This window comes from Streptomyces sp. NPDC060002, from assembly GCF_042737245.1.
GTDB lineage: Bacteria > Actinomycetota > Actinomycetes > Streptomycetales > Streptomycetaceae > Streptomyces.
Genome location: NZ_JBHWUW010000023.1, coordinates 22594 through 39406 on the forward strand (window position 1 = coordinate 22594; position 16813 = coordinate 39406).

Consider the following 16813-nt stretch of genomic DNA (forward strand, 5'->3'; position numbering starts at 1 on the left):
CGGGAGAACGGGGGAGGGGCCGGGCAGTCCGCCCGGCCCCTCCCCCGTCGTACGACGGTGCTGTCAGCCCATGTGCGGGTACGGGTAGTCGGTCGGCGCGACCAGCGTCTCCTTGATGGCACGGGTCAGGGTCCAGCGCATCAGGTTCTGCGGGGCGCCGGCCTTGTCGTTGGTGCCGGAGGCGCGACCGCCGCCGAAGGGCTGCTGGCCGACGACGGCGCCGGTCGACTTGTCGTTGATGTAGAAGTTGCCGGCCGCGTAGCGCAGCTTCTCCATCGTGTACGCGGCGGCCGCGCGGTCGCCCGAGATGACCGAGCCGGTCAGCGCGTAGTCCGACACCGACTCCATCTGTGTCAGCATCTCGTCGTACGCCTCGGCGGAGCTGTCGTCGTACACGTGCACGGCGAGGAACGGGCCGAAGTACTCGGTCGTGAAGACCTCGTTCTCCGGGTCGGTGCACTCGACGACGGTCGGGCGGACGAAGTAGCCGACCGAGTCGTCGTAGGAGCCGCCCGCGACGATCGTGCAGGCCGGGTCCGCCTTCGCGCGGTCGATCGCCGCCTTGTTCTTGGCGAAGGAACGCTCGTCGATGACGGCGCCGACGAAGTTGGAGAGGTCGGTGACGTCACCCATCGTGAGGTAGTCGACCTCGGCCGCGAACTCCTCCTTGAAGCCGGAGTTCCAGATCGACGCCGGGATGTAGGCCCGGGAGGTCGCGCTGCACTTCTGGCCCTGGTACTCGAAGGCGCCCCGGGTGAGCGCCGTCTTCAGCACCGCGCGGTCCGCGCTCGGGTGGGCGACGACGAAGTCCTTGCCGCCGGTCTCGCCGACCAGACGCGGGTAGGAGCGGTACTTCTCGATGTTGGCGCCGACCGTCTTCCACAGGTACTGGAAGGTCTTCGTCGAGCCGGTGAAGTGGATGCCCGCGAGGTCGCGGTGCGCCAAGGCCACCTTCGAGACCTCGACACCGTCGCCGGTGACCAGGTTGATGACGCCCTTGGGCAGACCGGCCTCCTCCAGCAGCCGCATGAGCAGCACGGCGGCGTGGGTCTGTGTCGGGGACGGCTTCCACACGACCACGTTGCCCATCAGCGCGGGCGCGGTGGGCAGGTTGCCCGCGATGGCGGTGAAGTTGAACGGCGTGATCGCGTAGACGAAGCCCTCGAGCGGCCGGTGGTCGAGGCGGTTCCAGACGCCCGGGGAGTTCGCCGGGGGCTGCTCGGCCAGGATCTGGCGGGCGTAGGCGACGTTGAAGCGCCAGAAGTCGACCAGTTCACAGGGACAGTCGATCTCCGCCTGCTGGGCGGTCTTCGACTGGCCGAGCATGGTGGAGGCGGCGAGCGTCTCGCGCCAGGGGCCGGCGAGCAGTTCGGCGGCGCGCAGGATGATCGCGGCGCGGTCGTCGAAGGACATCGCACGCCAGGCGGGCGCGGCGGCGAGGGCCGCGTCGACGGCGTCCTGCGCGTCCTGCTGCGTGGCGTCGGCGTAGGTGCCGAGGCGGGCCTTGTGGTTGTGCGGCTGCACGACGTCGAACCGCTCGCCGCCGCCCATCCGCCGCTCGCCGCCGATGGTGCAGGGCAGGTCGATCGGGTTGTCGGCCAGTTCCTTGAGCTTGGCCTCCAGCCGGGCACGCTCCGGCGAACCGGGGGCGTAGCCGTGCACCGGCTCGTTGACGGGGGTGGGGACCTGGGTTACCGCGTCCATGTCTTCCGTTACTCCTTCTGAGCGGGTGTTTCGATCGGGGTGTGCGGGCTCAGCCCTTGCTAATCATCGACCGGACGAAGAACCGCAGGTTGGCCGGCTTCTCGGCGAGGCGGCGCATACTGTGCCTTCCCGGGAGACGACCCCCGGACCCCCGGCGGAGAAGCCACTGCGCCTGCCTCATCGTTCAGCCCCGGGTGAGCATGCTGCGGGCGAAGAACCGCAGGTTGGCCGGCTTCTCGGCGAGCCGGCGCATGAAGTAGCCGTACCAGTCGGTGCCGTAGGCGGTGTAGACGCGCATGCGGTGACCCTCGGCGGCCAGCCGCAGGTGCTCGTCGCTCCGGATGCCGTAGAGCATCTGGAACTCGTACTCGTCCAGCTTGCGCCCGGCCCTGCGGGCGAGCTCCTGCGCGATGGAGATGAGGCGGGGGTCGTGGGACCCGATCATGGGGTACCCCTCGCCCTCCATCAGGGTGCGCAGGATCCGCACGTACGCCTTGTCGATCTCGTGCTTCTGCTGGTAGGCGACCTCGGCGGGCTCCTTGTAGGCGCCCTTCACGAGCCGGACCCGGCTGCCGCTCGCGGCGAGCCGGCGGGCGTCGGCCTCGGTGCGGAAGAGATAGGCCTGGATGACACAGCCGGTCTGCGGGAAGTCCTTGCGCAACTCCTCGTGGATGGCGAACATCGAGTCGAGGGTGGTGTGGTCCTCGGCGTCCAGGGTGACGGTGGTGCCGATGGCGGCGGCGGCCTCGACGACCGGGCGCACATTGGCGAGGGCCAGCTCATGGCCGCCCCGGAATGCGGGGGCGGGCCCGGAGGGCCCTTCGGTCAGGGCGGCGGCGGGCGACGGGAGGGCCTGGCCGAACATCGACAGCTTGACGGACATCTCGACCCGCTCGCCGAGCTCCAGCTCCGCGAGCCGGTCGATCAGCGCCAGGTAGGCGTCCCGGGCGGCGGCGGCCTGCTCGGGGGTGGTGATGTCCTCACCGACGACGTCCATCGTCAGCTCCAGCCCCCCGGCGGTGAGCTCCTCGACGATCGGGACGATGTCGTCGACCGTCTCACCCGGGATGAAGCGGTCCACGACCTGCTTCGTCACCGGGGCCGCCGAGATCAGGCGTCGCATCCGGTCGCTGCGCGAAGCGGCGAGAATCACGGGACCCAGCACGGGGCACCTCCACATACCAACCCATACGAGGCCGATGCCCGACGATCGGGGAACGGCACGGAGAACCACCGTGAAACCTAAGGATCCCTCCGATCGTGGGCCATCGACAGCTGTCACGCATCCGTGCCGCCGATCTCAGACAGATGTATGAAGGGGGCGGGGGCATGCGGGAGAATGCCCGGGTGACAGCCGATTACCAGGGTGACCACCAGGAGCTCGTCGACGAGATCTCCGAGCTGCTCGGCGCTCCCGCGACCCTGGAGAACCGGGATTTCGAACTGCTCGCCTTCGGCGCCTACGACAGCGAGGGCGAGCTCGACGCGTCGGCGCTGGATCCGGTGCGTACCCGCTCGATCCTGACCCGGCGCTCCACTGCCGCCGTCCGCACCTGGTTCGAGGGCTTCGGCATCACCCGTGCGACCGGACCGGTCCGGATCCCGCCGACCCCGGAGGCCGGGGTGTACCGGGGGCGCGTCTGCCTCCCCGTACGGCACCGAGGGGTCGTCCTCGGCTATGTCTGGCTGCTCGACGACGACCCCGGGCCCTCGGACGCCCAGCTGGCGGCCGCGATGGAGGTGACCGTCCGGATCGGCGCCCTGCTCGCCGACGAGGCCCAGCACGGCGCGGACCTCACCCGGGAGCTGCGGGCGGTGCTCACCGCGCAGCCCGACTGGCAGCGGGACATGGCGGTGGCCGAGCTGCGCACCGCGCTCGGCGCCCGCGCGGACGGCCCGCACACCGTGGTGTGCGTGACGCCCTGGCCGTCCGCCGACCCGGACGACGCGCCCTCGCTGCGCACGCTGCCGGGGGCGACGGCGCTGTGCACGGTCCCGTGGGGCACAGAGTCCCAGTCCCTGGCCCTGCTGGTCCGCCTGCGCTCCACGGACACCCTCACCCCGGCGACGTCGGCGGCGGCCCGGCTCCTCGAGCGGGCGGGAGAGTCCGCCGCGGGAGTGGCCGCCGGGCGGGCCGGCCTCGCGGAACTGGGCGCCGCCTGGCAGGAGGCGTCGGCGTCGGCGCGGGCGGCGCTGGCGGAGCCCGGCCTCGGCCCGGTCGCCCGATGGGCGTCCATCGGCCCCTACCGCCTGCTGACCTCGCTGCCCCGGGGGACCGCCCAGGATCCCGCCGTACGGACCCTGTCGGCCCCCGCCCATCACGAACTCGCCCGCACGGCCGAGGTGTACCTCGACTGCGCGGGCCAAGCGGGCCGCACGGCAGCCGAGTTGGGAATCCACCGGCAGACCCTCTACTACCGGCTGTCCCGGGTGGAACAGCTGACCGGCCTGGACCTGGACGACGGCGAAGACCGCCTGCTCCTGCACATGACCCTGAAGGCGGCCCGGCTGCCCTAGGCGCCTCCCCGGGCCGGTCCGGGCGGGTCAGCTCTTCGTGGTGCCCGTGATCACCCGGCGCAGTCCCTCGGTGAGCTGTGCCGCGTCGGTCGCCGAGTCCGGGTCGAAGAGCCACTGGACCATGAGCCCGTTGAGGAGGGTCTGGTAGAAGCGGCCCTCCGTGTCGACGGTCTCCTTGTCGAGCTCGTCCTCCGGGATGCCGTTGAACATGGGCACGATCCCCGACCGGCCCTCCTCCTGCGCCTCGGCCAGCAGCTTGCGCACCTCGGGGAGCCGGTCACCCTGGACGATGAGTTCGAAGCTCAGCAGCCAGATGGCCCGCGTCCGCGGCACCGAGCCGATGATGCTCGCCCACACCTCCTGGAAGCGCTCCAGCGATCCGGCGGCCGCCGTCATCTCGTCCCCCGCGCCCCATCCGGGGTCGAACTCGTCGCCGGCGCCCTCGATCAGCGAGACGTACGCCCGCACCAGCAGCGCGTCCTTCGACCCGTAGTGGTAGCCGATGGACGCCAGGTTGGTCCCCGACTCCTTGACGATGTCCCGCGCGGTCGTACGCAGGAACCCCTTCTCCAGCAGGCAGCGCTTGGCGCCTTCGAGCAGATCCTCACGGTGTCCCATGTCCGCCACCCTACCCCCGATCCATACAACCGTCCTAGACGTCTGACTTATACATTCGTTCTAGACAAGCGTTTAATACGCTCGTACAGTCACCGTCATGACCAACTCGACGCACACGAACCCGAAGGACCCGACGAACCCGACGGAATCGGTGGGCACCCCCGCAGCCCCGGCAGGCCGTGCCGGCCGCCGTGAATGGACCGCGCTGGGCGTACTGATGCTTCCGCTGCTGCTGGTCTCCATGGACGTCTCCGTCCTCTACTTCGCGATCCCGGCGATCAGCGCGGACCTGCAGCCGACCGGCACCCAGCAGCTGTGGATCTTCGACATCTACGCCTTCGTCCTGGCGGGCCTGCTGATGACGATGGGCTCGCTCGGCGACCGCATCGGCCGCCGCAGGCTGCTGCTGATCGGCGCCGCCGCCTTCGGTGCCGCCTCACTGATCGCGGCGTACGCGAACAGCGCCGAGACCCTGATCGCGGCCCGCGCGGTCCTCGGGATCGGCGGCGCGACCCTGATGCCCTCGACGATGGCCCTGATCCGCACGATGTTCACCGACCCGGCCCAGCGCGCGAAGGCGATCGGCCTGTGGTCCGCGGTGATGACGGGCGGCATCGCGCTCGGCTCGGTGATGAGCGGCCTGCTGGTCCAGTACTTCTGGTGGGGCTCGGTCTTCCTGGTCAACCTGCCCGCGATGCTCCTGCTGTTCGTCCTCGGCCCGGTCCTGCTGCCGGAGTCCCGCGACCCCGCCCCCGGCCGCTTCGACTGGCCGAGCGTCCCCCTGTCGATGGCCGCCGTACTGCCCGTGATCTACGGCCTGAAGGAGATCCCGTCCGACGGCTGGCACGCGGAGTACGTCGTCTCGGTCACCGTCGGTCTGCTCTTCGCGGCCCTCTTCGTCCACCGCCAACGCACCGCGGCCTCACCGATGATCTCCCCGGCCCTGTTCCGCGGCCACGGCTTCACCCCCGCCCTCGCCCTCAACCTGGTCTCCGCCTTCGGCATGCTGGGCTCGGCGTTCTTCACCACCCAGTACCTCCAGTCGGTGCTCGGCAAGAGCGCGCTGGAGGCGGCCCTGTGGGCCCTGCTCCCCTCGGTGCCGATCGGCGTGGCGGCCCCGGTCGCGACCTCGCTGGTCCAGAAGGGCGTCAACCGCGCCTACGTCGTGACGGCCGGCTTCGTGATCGGGGCGAGCGGCTACGCGCTGCTGGCCCTCGCCGGTACGGACTCGATGTGGCTCGTGCTGACCGCCTGCGCGGTCCTGGCCTGCGGGATCGTCATGGTCCTGTCCCAGATGACGGACCTGGCGATGAGCGCGGCCCCGGTCGAACGCGCGGGCTCCGCGTCCGCCCTGCTGGAGACCGGCACCGAGTTCGGCGGCGCCCTCGGCATGGCCGTCCTCGGCTCCATCGGCACGGCGATCTACCGCCACGACATCCCGGCCACGGCCCCGGCGGAGGCCCGCGAGACCCTCGGCGGCGCCCTCGCGGTGGCAGGTCGGCTCCCGGGGCGCACGGGAGACGCCCTGGCGACGACGGCACGCGAGGCGTTCACCAGCGGGATGCAGGGCGCGGCGGTCGCCGGAGCGGTACTCCTCGCCGGAGCGGCCGCAGCGGCCTCGGTGACGCTGCGGAGGATCCGCGTCGAGAACAAGTGACAGCGCACACAGAACGCCGGACGGGCTGAGTCGTCAGCCCGTCCGGCGTTTGAGGACAAGGCCCCGTCAGGGCCGAAGCGGGGGCCTGGGGGCGGCAGCCCCCAGTAGGTGCGTCACCCTCAGACGAGGTTCACCGCACGAGCCGACGTCGCGCCGATCTCCTCGGCGACCTCCGCCAGCACCCCGGCGGGCACCGTGTCGTCGACCGTCAGAACGGCCAGCGCCTCGCCACCCACGGCCGCGCGGGCGACCTGCATACCGGCGATGTTGATCCCCGCCTCGCCGAAGACCCGGCCCACGGTGCCGACGACACCCGGACGGTCCTCGTACTTGAGGACGACCATGTGATCGGCGAGGGCGAGGTCGACGTCGTACTCACCGACCGCGACGATCTTCTGAAGGTGCTTCGGACCGGCCAGCGTGCCGGAGACCGACACCTCCTCGCCATCCGAGAGCGTGCCGCGCACGGTGACGACGTTACGGTGGTCGGCCGACTCGGAACTGGTGGTCAGCCGCACCTCGACGCCGCGCTCCTGCGCGAACAGCGGGGCGTTGACGTAACTGACGGTCTCGTCGACGACGTCCTCGAAGACGCCCTTGAGAGCGGACAGCTCCAGCACCTTCACGTCGTGCTGGGTGATCTCGCCGTACACCTCGACGTCGAGGCGGACCGCGACCTCACCGGCGAGCGCGGTGAAGATCCGGCCGAGGCGCTCGGCGAGGGGCAGACCGGGCTTGACGTCCTCGGCGATGACACCGCCCTGGACGTTCACCGCGTCCGGCACCAGCTCACCCGCGAGGGCCAGCCGCACCGAACGCGCGACCGCGATACCGGCCTTCTCCTGGGCCTCGTCGGTCGAGGCGCCGAGGTGCGGGGTGGCCACGACCTGGTCGAACTCGAAGAGCGGGGAGTCCGTGCAGGGCTCCTTCGCGTACACGTCGAGGCCGGCGCCGGCGACGCGGCCCTCCTTCAGCGCCGAGTACAGCGCCTCCTCGTCGACGATGCCGCCCCGCGCGGCGTTGACGATGCGCACGCTCGGCTTGACCTTGCGCAGCGCCTCGTCGCCGATCAGACCGACCGTCTCGGGGGTCTTGGGCAGGTGGACGGTGATGAAGTCGGAGACCTCGAGCAGCTCGTCCAGCGACAGGACCTTCACGCCCATCTGCGCGGCGCGCGCGGGCTGGATGTAGGGGTCGTACGCGACGACCTTCATGCCGAATCCGGACATGCGCTGCGCGACGAGCGCACCGATGCGGCCGAGGCCGACGACACCGAGGGTCTTCTCGGCCAGCTCCACGCCCGTGTACTTGCTGCGCTTCCACTCGCCGTTCTTCAGCGCGGCGTTGGCCTGCGGAATGTGGCGGGCGGTGGCGAGCAGGAGACCGCAGGCGAGTTCGGCCGCGGTCACGATGTTCGAGGTGGGGGCGTTGACGACCATCACGCCGGCCTTGGTGGCGGCGGGAACGTCGACGTTGTCCAGGCCGACGCCGGCTCGTGCGACGACCTTCAGCTTCTTCGCGGCGGCGATCGCCTCGGCGTCCACCTTGGTGGCCGAGCGGATCAGGATCGCGTCGACGTCGGCGATGGCCGGGAGCAGTTCGGCCCGGTCCGCCCCGTTGGCGTGCCGGATCTCGAAGTCCGGGCCGAGCGCGTCCACGGTCGCGGGCGACAGCTCTTCAGCGATGAGTACGACAGGTTTCGAGCTCACGTGAGTCCTCACAAGTCCAGAGCGTGCGGACGGCCGTCCCGACGGCCGCAGGCGGAGGAGGGGCTAGCCGCGTGGAAGACGCACGACACTGTGGGCCTGACGCGTATGTAGTGCAGCAGTGTAGTGCTGCGACGGAGGCCGCCTCACGCCTCCGCGGAAGGATCACCCGTCCGAGATGGGACGGGATGGACAACGGGGCCGGAGCGATCTGCTCCGGCCCCCTGTCCCGAGGCCTCACGCCTCTTCGTTCACCCAGCTCATCAGCTTGCGCAGCTGCTTGCCGGTGGTCTCCAGCAGGTGCTCGGAGTCCGCGTTCTTGTACTCGTTGTACTTCTTCAGACCGCCGTGGTACTCGTCCATCCAGTTCTGGGCGAAGGTGCCGTCCTGGATCTCGGCGAGAACCTGCTTCATCTCGGCCTTGGTGGTCTCGGTGATGATCCGCGGGCCGGTGATGTAGTCGCCCCACTCGGCGGTCTCGGAGACGCTCCAGCGCATCTTCTCCAGGCCGCCCTCGTACATGAGGTCCACGATCAGCTTCAGCTCGTGCAGGCACTCGAAGTAGGCGATCTCCGGCTGGTAACCGGCCTCGACCAGGGTCTCGAAGCCCGCCTTGACCAGCGCGGAGGTGCCACCGCAGAGGACGGCCTGCTCACCGAACAGGTCGGTCTCGGTCTCCTCGGTGAAGGTCGTCTTGATGACGCCGGCGCGGGTGCCGCCGATGCCCTTGGCGTACGACAGGGCCAGCGCGAAGGCGTTGCCGGTCGCGTCCTGCTCGACGGCGGCGATCGCGGGGACGCCGCGGCCCTCCTCGTACTGGCGGCGCACCAGGTGACCCGGGCCCTTCGGGGCGACCAGGGCGACGTCGACACCGGCCGGGGCCTTGATGAAGCCGAAGCGCACGTTGAAGCCGTGGGCGAAGAACAGCGCGTCGCCATCCTTCAGGTTCGGGGCGATGGACTCCTCGTAGACCTGGGCCTGGATCGGGTCCGGGATGAGGATCATGATGACGTCGGCCTCGGCGGCGGCCTCGGCCGGGGTCACCACGCGCAGGCCCTGCTCCTCGGCCTTGGCCTTGGACTTGGAGCCCTCGTGCAGACCGACCCGGACGTCGACACCGGAGTCACGGAGCGACAGGGCGTGGGCGTGGCCCTGGCTGCCGTATCCGATGACCGCGACCTTGCGGCCCTGGATGATGGACAGGTCGGCGTCGGCGTCGTAGAACAGCTCGGCCACTTTGGGTTCTCTCCTTGGGTGCGGGTGTTGCGTACCACCGTATGACGGCGGGCGGAAGGGAAGTCTCGGGGTCTCGGTATACGGGCGATCGGTGATCACCGGCCGCCCGGATCCGTTCGCACGAAGACCGGTTATGTACTTACGCCGACCGGTCGAGAGCGCGCAGCGATCGGTCCGTGATCGAACGGGCGCCGCGGCCGATGGCGATCGTGCCGGACTGGACCAGCTCCTTGATGCCGTACGGCTCCAGCATCTTGAGCATGGCGGACAGCTTGTCGTTGCTGCCGGTGGCCTCGATGGTCACGGCCTCCGGGGAGACGTCGACGGTCTTGGCCCGGAACAGCTGGACGATCTCGACGATCTGCGAGCGCGTCTCGTTGTCGGCGCGCACCTTCACCAGAACGAGTTCGCGGTGAACGGCCTGTCCCGGCTCCAGCTCGACGATCTTCAGCACCTCGACGAGCTTGTTGAGCTGCTTGGTGACCTGCTCCAGCGGCAGGGCGTCGACACTCACCACGATAGTGATCCGGGAGATGTCGGCGTGCTCGGTGACGCCGACGGCGAGCGAGTCGATGTTGAAGCCCCGGCGGGAGAACAGGGCGGCGATCCGGGCCAGGATGCCCGGCTTGTTCTCCACCAGGACGGAGAGCGTGTGCTTGGACATGTCTTCTTACGTCTCTCTCGCTCAGTCGTCTTCGTTGTCGCCGAAGTCGGGGCGGACGTCCCGGGCGGCCAGGATCTCGTCGTTGGAGGTGCCGGCGGCGACCATCGGCCACACCATCGCGTCCTCGTGGACGATGAAGTCGACGACGACGGGACGGTCGTTGACGGAGTTCGCCTCCGCGATGACCCTGTCGAGGTCGTCCGGGGACTCGCAGCGGATCGCGTAGCAGCCCATGGCCTCCGACAGCTTCACGAAGTCGGGGACCCGGGTGCCGGCGCTGGGCTGCTTGCCCGCGGTGGCGTCGCCGTCGGGCACGGTGGCCTGCGGGCCGCTGTGCAGCACGGTGTTGGAGTAGCGCTGGTTGTAGAAGAGGGTCTGCCACTGGCGGACCATCCCGAGGACGCCGTTGTTGATGATGGCGACCTTGATCGGGATGTTGTTCAGCGCGCAGGTGGTGAGTTCCTGGTTGGTCATCTGGAAGCAGCCGTCGCCGTCGATGGCCCAGACGGTCCGGCCCGGGACACCCGCCTTGGCGCCCATCGCGGCCGGGACCGCGTAGCCCATCGTGCCCGCGCCGCCGGAGTTCAGCCAGGTGGCGGGCTTCTCGTACTGGACGAAGTGCGCGGCCCACATCTGGTGCTGGCCGACGCCCGCAGCGAAGATCGTGCCCTCGGGGGCGAGCTGTCCGATGCGCTCGATGACCTGCTGCGGGGAGAGCGAACCGTCGGCGGGCTGGTCGTAACCGAGCGGGTAGGTCTCGCGCCAGCGGCTCAGGTCCTTCCACCAGGCGGTGTAGTCGCCCTGCTGGCCCTCGCTGTGCTCCTTCTGGACCGCCTGGACCAGATCGGCGATGACCTCACGCGCGTCACCGACGATCGGCACGTCGGCGGCGCGGTTCTTGCCGATCTCCGCCGGGTCGATGTCCGCGTGCACGATCTTGGCGTAGGGGGCGAAGCTGTCGAGCTTGCCGGTGACGCGGTCGTCGAAACGGGCGCCGAGCGCGACGATCAGGTCGGCCTTCTGCAGACCGGTGACGGCGGCCACCGAGCCGTGCATGCCCGGCATGCCGAGGTGCAGCGGGTGACTGTCGGGGAACGCGCCCAGCGCCATCAGCGTGGTGGTGACGGGCGCGCCCGTCAGCTCCGCGAGGACCTTCAGCTCGGCGGTGGCGCCGGCCTTGAGGACACCGCCGCCCACGTACAGGATCGGCCGCTTGGCGGCGGTGATCAGCTTGGCCGCCTCGCGGATCTGCTTGGCGTGCGGCTTGGTCACCGGGCGGTAGCCGGGCAGGTCCATGACCGGCGGCCAGGAGAACGTGGTCTTCGCCTGGAGGGCGTCCTTGGCGATGTCGACCAGGACCGGGCCGGGCCTGCCGGTGGAGGCGATGTGGAACGCCTGCGCGATGACCCGCGGAATGTCCTCGGCCTTGGTGACCAGGAAATTGTGCTTGGTGATCGGCATGGTGATGCCGACGATGTCCGCCTCCTGGAAGGCGTCCGTACCGATCGCCTTCGACGCCACCTGCCCGGTGATCGCCACGAGCGGCACCGAGTCCATGTGGGCGTCGGCGATCGGGGTCACCAGGTTGGTGGCGCCCGGGCCCGAGGTGGCCATGCAGACGCCGACCCGGCCGGTGGCCTGCGCGTAGCCGGTGGCCGCGTGCCCCGCGCCCTGCTCGTGCCGGACCAGGACGTGGCGGACCCTCGTCGAGTCCATCATCGGGTCGTAGGCGGGAAGGATCGCGCCGCCGGGAATGCCGAATACCGTGTCGGCGCCGACCTCCTCGAGAGAACGGATGAGGGACTGCGCACCCGTCACGTGCTCGACGGTCGCGGAGTGCTGTCCTCCGGATCGGGGCCGCGGCTGCGGATGGGCCCCGGTGGCCTGCTCGGTCATCGGCATTCTCTTCTCGATGCTGAGGGTTTTACTGAAGGTCTTACTGAGGGTTCTTCAGGGCTGCGGCACGAGTGCCGCGGCGGGTTTTGTGCAACAAAAAACCCCTCGTGCCAAAAGGCAAGCGAGGGGAGCGCGCCGGTGTGGGTCGCTGGGAGTTCCGGGTCCGTCCGGAGCGTCACCAGCTTCAGCCGACGCGCTTTCCAAGTACGAGAATTCGGGTGCGCATGGCATTGACCCTCCCCCCGGCGCGCACCGACTGTCAAGTGGGTGGGACGGGAGTCTCATTATGTGAGCGAAGGGCACTTCCGCTCCCCAGGACGGCCGTGACACCGCCGGCCATGCCACCGGCGTGGACACCACCGGTGTACACCCCCGCGCCGCCGCCCGCGAACGCGGGCTCGGCCGGCCCGTGCGGCACCGGATAGCGGCCGGTCGCGAGGGCCCGGCGCAGCCGGTACTCGTCGAGCGGCCCGGAGAAGGCCATGCCCTGGCCGTGCGTACAGCCCATCGCGCGCAGGGCGACCACCTGCTCGGGCAGATCCACGCCCTCGGCGACGGACTGGAGCCCGAGGTCGGTGGCGATCCGCAGCAGACCGCTGGTGATCTTGTGCAGTCTTGCGGACTCGACGACCCCCTCGACCAGCGAACGGTCGAGCCTGAGTACGTCGACGGGGAGCCGCCGCAGCGCCGTGAGGGCCGCGTAGCCGCTGCCGAAGCCGTCCAGGGCGATCCGCACGCCGAGACGCCGCAACGCCCCCAGGCGGCGCTCCAGCTCGTCCAGCGGCACCCTAGGGTCGGTGTCGGACAGCTCGACCACCAGAGATCCCGACGGCAGTCCGTGCCGCGTCAGCAGCGCCTCCACGGAGCCCAGCGGCATCGACCGGTCCAGCAGCCGTCGGGCGCCCACCCGCACGACCACCGGCAGGGTGAGCCCGCCGGCGGCCCGGTCGGCGGCCTGTTCGACGGCCTCCTCCAGCATCCAGCGCCCCAGCTCGGCCGTCTTGTCGCTGTCCTCCGCGACCCGCAGGAACTCGGCGGGCGTGAAGAGCACCCCCTGGGAGGAGCGCCAGCGGGCCTGCGCGGCGACCGACGAGATCCGGCCGTCCTCCAGCCGCACCACGGGCTGGTGCAGCAGCGCGAACTCGCCGTCGTGCAGCGCGGCACGCAGCCGTGTGGCCAGCTCCGCCTTGCGTACGACGTCCTGCTGCATCTGCGGCTTGTACAACTCGACCCGGCCCTTGCCGCCCGCCTTGGCGCGGTACATGGCGAGGTCGGCGTTGCGCAGCAGCTCACCGGCGCCCAGACCGGCTTCGGCGAAGGCGACGCCGATGGAGGCGGCGACACGGACCTCGTTGCCGTCGATGAGGTACGGCTGCGACAGCGTGAGCCTGAGGCGGTCGGCGAGTTCCACTATGTGGCGCTCCCGGGCGGCACGGTCGCGGGTGCCGTCGCCGACGATCAGCGCCGCGAACTCGTCGCCGCCCAGCCGGGAGGCGGTGTCTCCCTTGCGGACCGCGTCCCGGAGCCTGCGGGCGGCCTGGACCAGCAGTTCGTCGCCGGCCGCGTGGCCGATCGTGTCGTTGACGGCCTTGAAACCGTCGAGGTCGATGAAGAGGACCGCCGTGTTGCGCAGGGCGGGGCCCCGGTCGGTGCTGCGGCGGCCGGACAGTGCCTGCTGGACGCGCCGGGTGAACAGCGCGCGGTTGGGCAGGTCGGTGAGCGGGTCGTGTTCGGCGTTGTGCTGGAGCTGTGCCTGGAGCCGCACCCGCTCGGTCACGTCCCGGCTGTTGAAGATCAGGCCGCCGTGATGGCGGTTGACGGTCGACTCGACGTTGAGCCAGCCTCCCCCACTCCCGGCTTCTCCCCCAGCCTCCGGCCGGGAGGTGCCCCCATCGCCGGAGCGGAAGCGGCACTCGATGCGGGTGGTGGGTTCCTCCGAGGGGACGGCGGCGAGGAAGCGGCGCACCTCGTGCACCACGCATCCCAGGTCCTCCGGGTGGATGAGGTCGGCCAGTTCGGTGCCCACCAGGGCCTCGGCGGGCCGGCCGTAGACCCCGGCGGCGGCCGGGGAGACGTAGCGCAGGACGCCGCTGGGCGCGGCGATCATGATGACGTCGCTGGAGCCCTGCACCAGGGAGCGGAAGTGGTTCTCCTGCTGGGCCAGTTCCTGGGTGAGGGTGATGTTGTCGAGCAGCATGATCGCCTGCCGCACCACGAGGGCGAGCACGACCGCGCCGCCGGTCAGCAGCACCACGCGGTCGACGCTGCGGCCGCTGAGGACGTTGTAGAGGATCCCCAGGGTGCAGACGGCGGCGGCGAGATAGGGCGTGAGGGCGGCGAGGGAGCCGGTGATGGGCCGGGTGGCCGGATACCGACTGGGATCGCCCCCCTGGGGAGGCGCCTGGTCGGGCCGCTGTGCGGGCGTGGGCGCGGACGTCTGCGCGGACGCTGCGGCCGCCGTGCGCGACGGCCCGTGGGGGCGCCCGGTGGGGTGCTGACCCGGTACGTGTTCGTGCACCACACGCGTGTGCCCCTCATCCGCGGCCGACCGCTGCCGGCGGGAGGCGGCCCAGGGCGCGTACGCCAGGAGCAGCGAGCCCGCGAACCAGCCCGCGTCGAGGAGCTGGCCCGAGCGGTAGTTGTTGTGCAGCAGCGGCGAGGTGAACAGGGCGTCGCACATGACGGTCAGCGCGAGCGCGCCGACGGCCGTGTTGACCGCCGTGCGGTTCACCGCCGTGCGCCGGAAGTGCAGCACCAGCACCATGCTCACCAGGGCGATGTCGAGCAGCGGGTACGCGAGCGACAGCGCGGCGTGCGCCACGCTCGGCCCGTCGAACTTCGCCGCCTGGGCCAGCGCGAGGCTCCAGGAGAGGGTGAGCAGTGAGCCGGCGATCAGCCAGGCGTCCAGGGCCAGGCAGACCCAGCCCGCCTTCGTCATGGGCCGGGCGGCGAGCACGAGCAGCCCCACGATGGCGGGGGGCGCGAAGCACAGGAAGAACAGGTCGGCGAAGCTGGGGCTGGGCACGGGCCGTCCGAGGACCACCTCGTACCACCCCCAGATCAGGTTGCCGAGGGCCGCCATCGCCGAGGAGATCGAGAACAGCAGCCAGGCGGGTCGAAACCGGACCCGGCGGCTGCGCGCGTAGAGGAAGCAGGACACGGCCGCGGTGCCCGCCGCCGCGGCCAGTCCGAAGTCGCCCATGATCAGCGCGAGTCGGTCCGAGCCCCAGCCGAGCGCGGAACCGACGGCGTATCCCCCGCACAGGAGGGCGAGCAGCAGTTGGTGGACCAGGTTCGTCCCGGGGCCGCGGGTGGGCGGCGTCGCGGTGCGTGGCGTCCCCGTCGAAGGCTGTGTCCGCAGCGCTCCGTCGAGGACGGGCGTGGAGGTCGGCGGCGGACTCACCGGGTCCTCCCGGTCCGCGTCACTCCCGGATCCCTCGGGTCCCGGGCCGCCGGTGGCGCGTGCTTCCCGTGACCGCCGCACCTGTGGCGGTGATGGCCGGGGTGAGTGCCGTGACCGTGTCGGCGCGTGGTGGAGCGCCAGGGTCGCCGCCGGCGGTTCCGCCGCGTCGGATCGTTCGTCCATAGGCCGTGCATCGCCCGTCGCCCCCCTCGCAAGTCTGAAATGTCCATCCCTGACGCCGAACGTGCGCGGCGTAGCCCCTGTCGGGACGATACACCAGTCCCGTCACTCAGGGACATAGTTCCTCTACGCTGCGTGACGATCATCGGCATATGCGCCCGGAAGAGGTACGGAACGCGTCCGGAGGACTGCGGAGGGTGCTGGAACCGGCCTATGGGAGCGCCCCGGCCGTCACGATCCGTTCGCCGTGCCCGTAGTGAGGATCACGTTGCGCAGTGGCTCCCGGTTCACGAAGCGGCCCAACTGGTCCACCAGCAGGCGCACGGCCCGGGGCAGGAAGGCGGAGGTGGGCCCGCCGACGTGCGGGCTGACGAGGACGCCGGGCGCGCTCCACAACGGGTGGCCGGGGGGCAGGGGCTCGGGGTCGGTCACGTCCAGCGCCGCGGTGAGGCGGCCGCTCTCCACTTCGGTGAGCAGGGACTTGGTGTCGACGACCCCGCCGCGGGCCACGTTCACGAGCAGCGCGCCGTCCTTCATCCGGGCCAGGAACCCGGCGTCGACCAGCCCGAGGGTGCTCTCGTTCAGGGGTGTGCAGAGGATCACGACGTCCGCGTCGGGGAGCAGGGCGGGAAGTTCGGCGATCGGATGCACGGGACCGCGCGCCGTCGTGCGCCAGGAGCGCGCGACGCGCGCCACCCGCGCCACCTCGAAGGGCACGAGCCGGTCCTCGATCGCGGAGCCGATGGAGCCGTATCCGACGATGAGCACGTTCTTGTCGGCGAGCGCGGGCCGGAACCCGCCGAGCCACTCCCCCCGGTCCTGGGCCCGGACGAAGTCGGGGATCCCGCGCAGCGAGGCGAGGATCAGGGTGAGCGTGAGTTCCGCCGTGCTCGCCTCGTGCACTCCCCGCGCGTTGCAGAGCCGCACGCCCGGCCGCAGTGACGCGAGGGCCGGCACCACGTGGTCGATGCCGGCGGACAGGGTCTGGACGACCTCCAGTGAGGTCATCGCGGGCAGCGGTCGCTGCCCGAGGCCTGCGGGCTTCATGTAGGGGACGACGTAGAAGACGCAGTCGGCCGGGTCCGCCGGGTAGTCCTCCTCACCGTTCCAGAAGCGGTAGTTCGGTCCCTTGGGGAGTCCCTCGATCTCTTCCGGGGGGATGGGAAGCCAGACGTCAGCGCTCATGGTCAGGAGGCTATGTCAGGTACGCGCGCGTGCAGAGGTTAGGTTGG

General features: G+C 70.6%; 11 protein-coding genes. 2 read left to right on the forward strand and 9 right to left on the reverse strand.

All coding sequences use genetic code 11. The features are described from left to right. Nucleotides 1–63: 63 nt before the first annotated feature. Both pruA and ACFWBD_RS21055 read right to left on the reverse strand, forming a co-directional pair. Nucleotides 64–1704, reverse strand: a complete 1641-nt coding sequence (gene pruA, locus ACFWBD_RS21050; RefSeq protein ID WP_385668676.1) for an L-glutamate gamma-semialdehyde dehydrogenase — start codon at nucleotides 1702–1704, stop codon at nucleotides 64–66. 184 nt (nucleotides 1705–1888) lie between these two features. Continuing rightward, on the reverse strand, nucleotides 1889–2869 hold the full coding sequence (locus ACFWBD_RS21055) for a proline dehydrogenase family protein (protein WP_385668679.1): 981 nt from the start codon (nucleotides 2867–2869) through the stop codon (nucleotides 1889–1891). Between the two features lie 164 nt (nucleotides 2870–3033). On the opposite strand from ACFWBD_RS21055, the gene ACFWBD_RS21060 reads away from it, so the two are divergent. Continuing rightward, nucleotides 3034–4221, forward strand: a complete 1188-nt coding sequence (locus tag ACFWBD_RS21060; protein ID WP_385668682.1) for a PucR family transcriptional regulator — start codon at nucleotides 3034–3036, stop codon at nucleotides 4219–4221. 27 nt (nucleotides 4222–4248) lie between these two features. Here ACFWBD_RS21060 and ACFWBD_RS21065 read toward each other — a convergent pair whose 3' ends face one another. Next, a complete protein-coding gene (locus ACFWBD_RS21065; protein WP_385668685.1) occupies nucleotides 4249–4839 on the reverse strand; it encodes a TetR/AcrR family transcriptional regulator in 591 nt (196 codons plus the stop codon). 97 nt (nucleotides 4840–4936) lie between these two features. On the opposite strand from ACFWBD_RS21065, the gene ACFWBD_RS21070 reads away from it, so the two are divergent. Then, nucleotides 4937–6496, forward strand: coding sequence for an MFS transporter (locus ACFWBD_RS21070; protein WP_385668688.1), 1560 nt, complete (start codon nucleotides 4937–4939; stop codon nucleotides 6494–6496). 119 nt (nucleotides 6497–6615) lie between these two features. Here ACFWBD_RS21070 and serA read toward each other — a convergent pair whose 3' ends face one another. The 6 genes from serA to ACFWBD_RS21100 form a co-directional block, all read right to left on the reverse strand. Continuing rightward, nucleotides 6616–8205 (reverse strand): phosphoglycerate dehydrogenase, encoded by a 1590-nt coding sequence (gene serA, locus ACFWBD_RS21075; RefSeq protein ID WP_385668691.1) that lies wholly within the window; start codon nucleotides 8203–8205, stop codon nucleotides 6616–6618. 234 nt (nucleotides 8206–8439) lie between these two features. After that, nucleotides 8440–9438, reverse strand: coding sequence for a ketol-acid reductoisomerase (gene ilvC, locus ACFWBD_RS21080; protein WP_385668694.1), 999 nt, complete (start codon nucleotides 9436–9438; stop codon nucleotides 8440–8442). 139 nt (nucleotides 9439–9577) lie between these two features. After that, entirely contained in the window at nucleotides 9578–10102 is a 525-nt protein-coding gene (gene ilvN, locus ACFWBD_RS21085) for an acetolactate synthase small subunit (protein WP_020131429.1), read from the reverse strand. Between the two features lie 21 nt (nucleotides 10103–10123). After that, nucleotides 10124–11998 carry an acetolactate synthase large subunit gene (locus tag ACFWBD_RS21090; protein WP_385668697.1) on the reverse strand — a complete coding sequence of 625 codons (1875 nt, stop codon included), beginning with the start codon at nucleotides 11996–11998 and terminating at the stop codon, nucleotides 10124–10126. Nucleotides 11999–12257: 259 nt separating this feature from the next. Then, nucleotides 12258–15401 carry a putative bifunctional diguanylate cyclase/phosphodiesterase gene (locus ACFWBD_RS21095; RefSeq protein ID WP_385668700.1) on the reverse strand — a complete coding sequence of 1048 codons (3144 nt, stop codon included), beginning with the start codon at nucleotides 15399–15401 and terminating at the stop codon, nucleotides 12258–12260. 411 nt (nucleotides 15402–15812) lie between these two features. Further along, nucleotides 15813–16766: a 2-hydroxyacid dehydrogenase gene (locus ACFWBD_RS21100; protein ID WP_385668703.1), complete on the reverse strand. Its 954-nt coding sequence runs from the start codon at nucleotides 16764–16766 to the stop codon at nucleotides 15813–15815. Nucleotides 16767–16813: the final 47 nt, after the last annotated feature.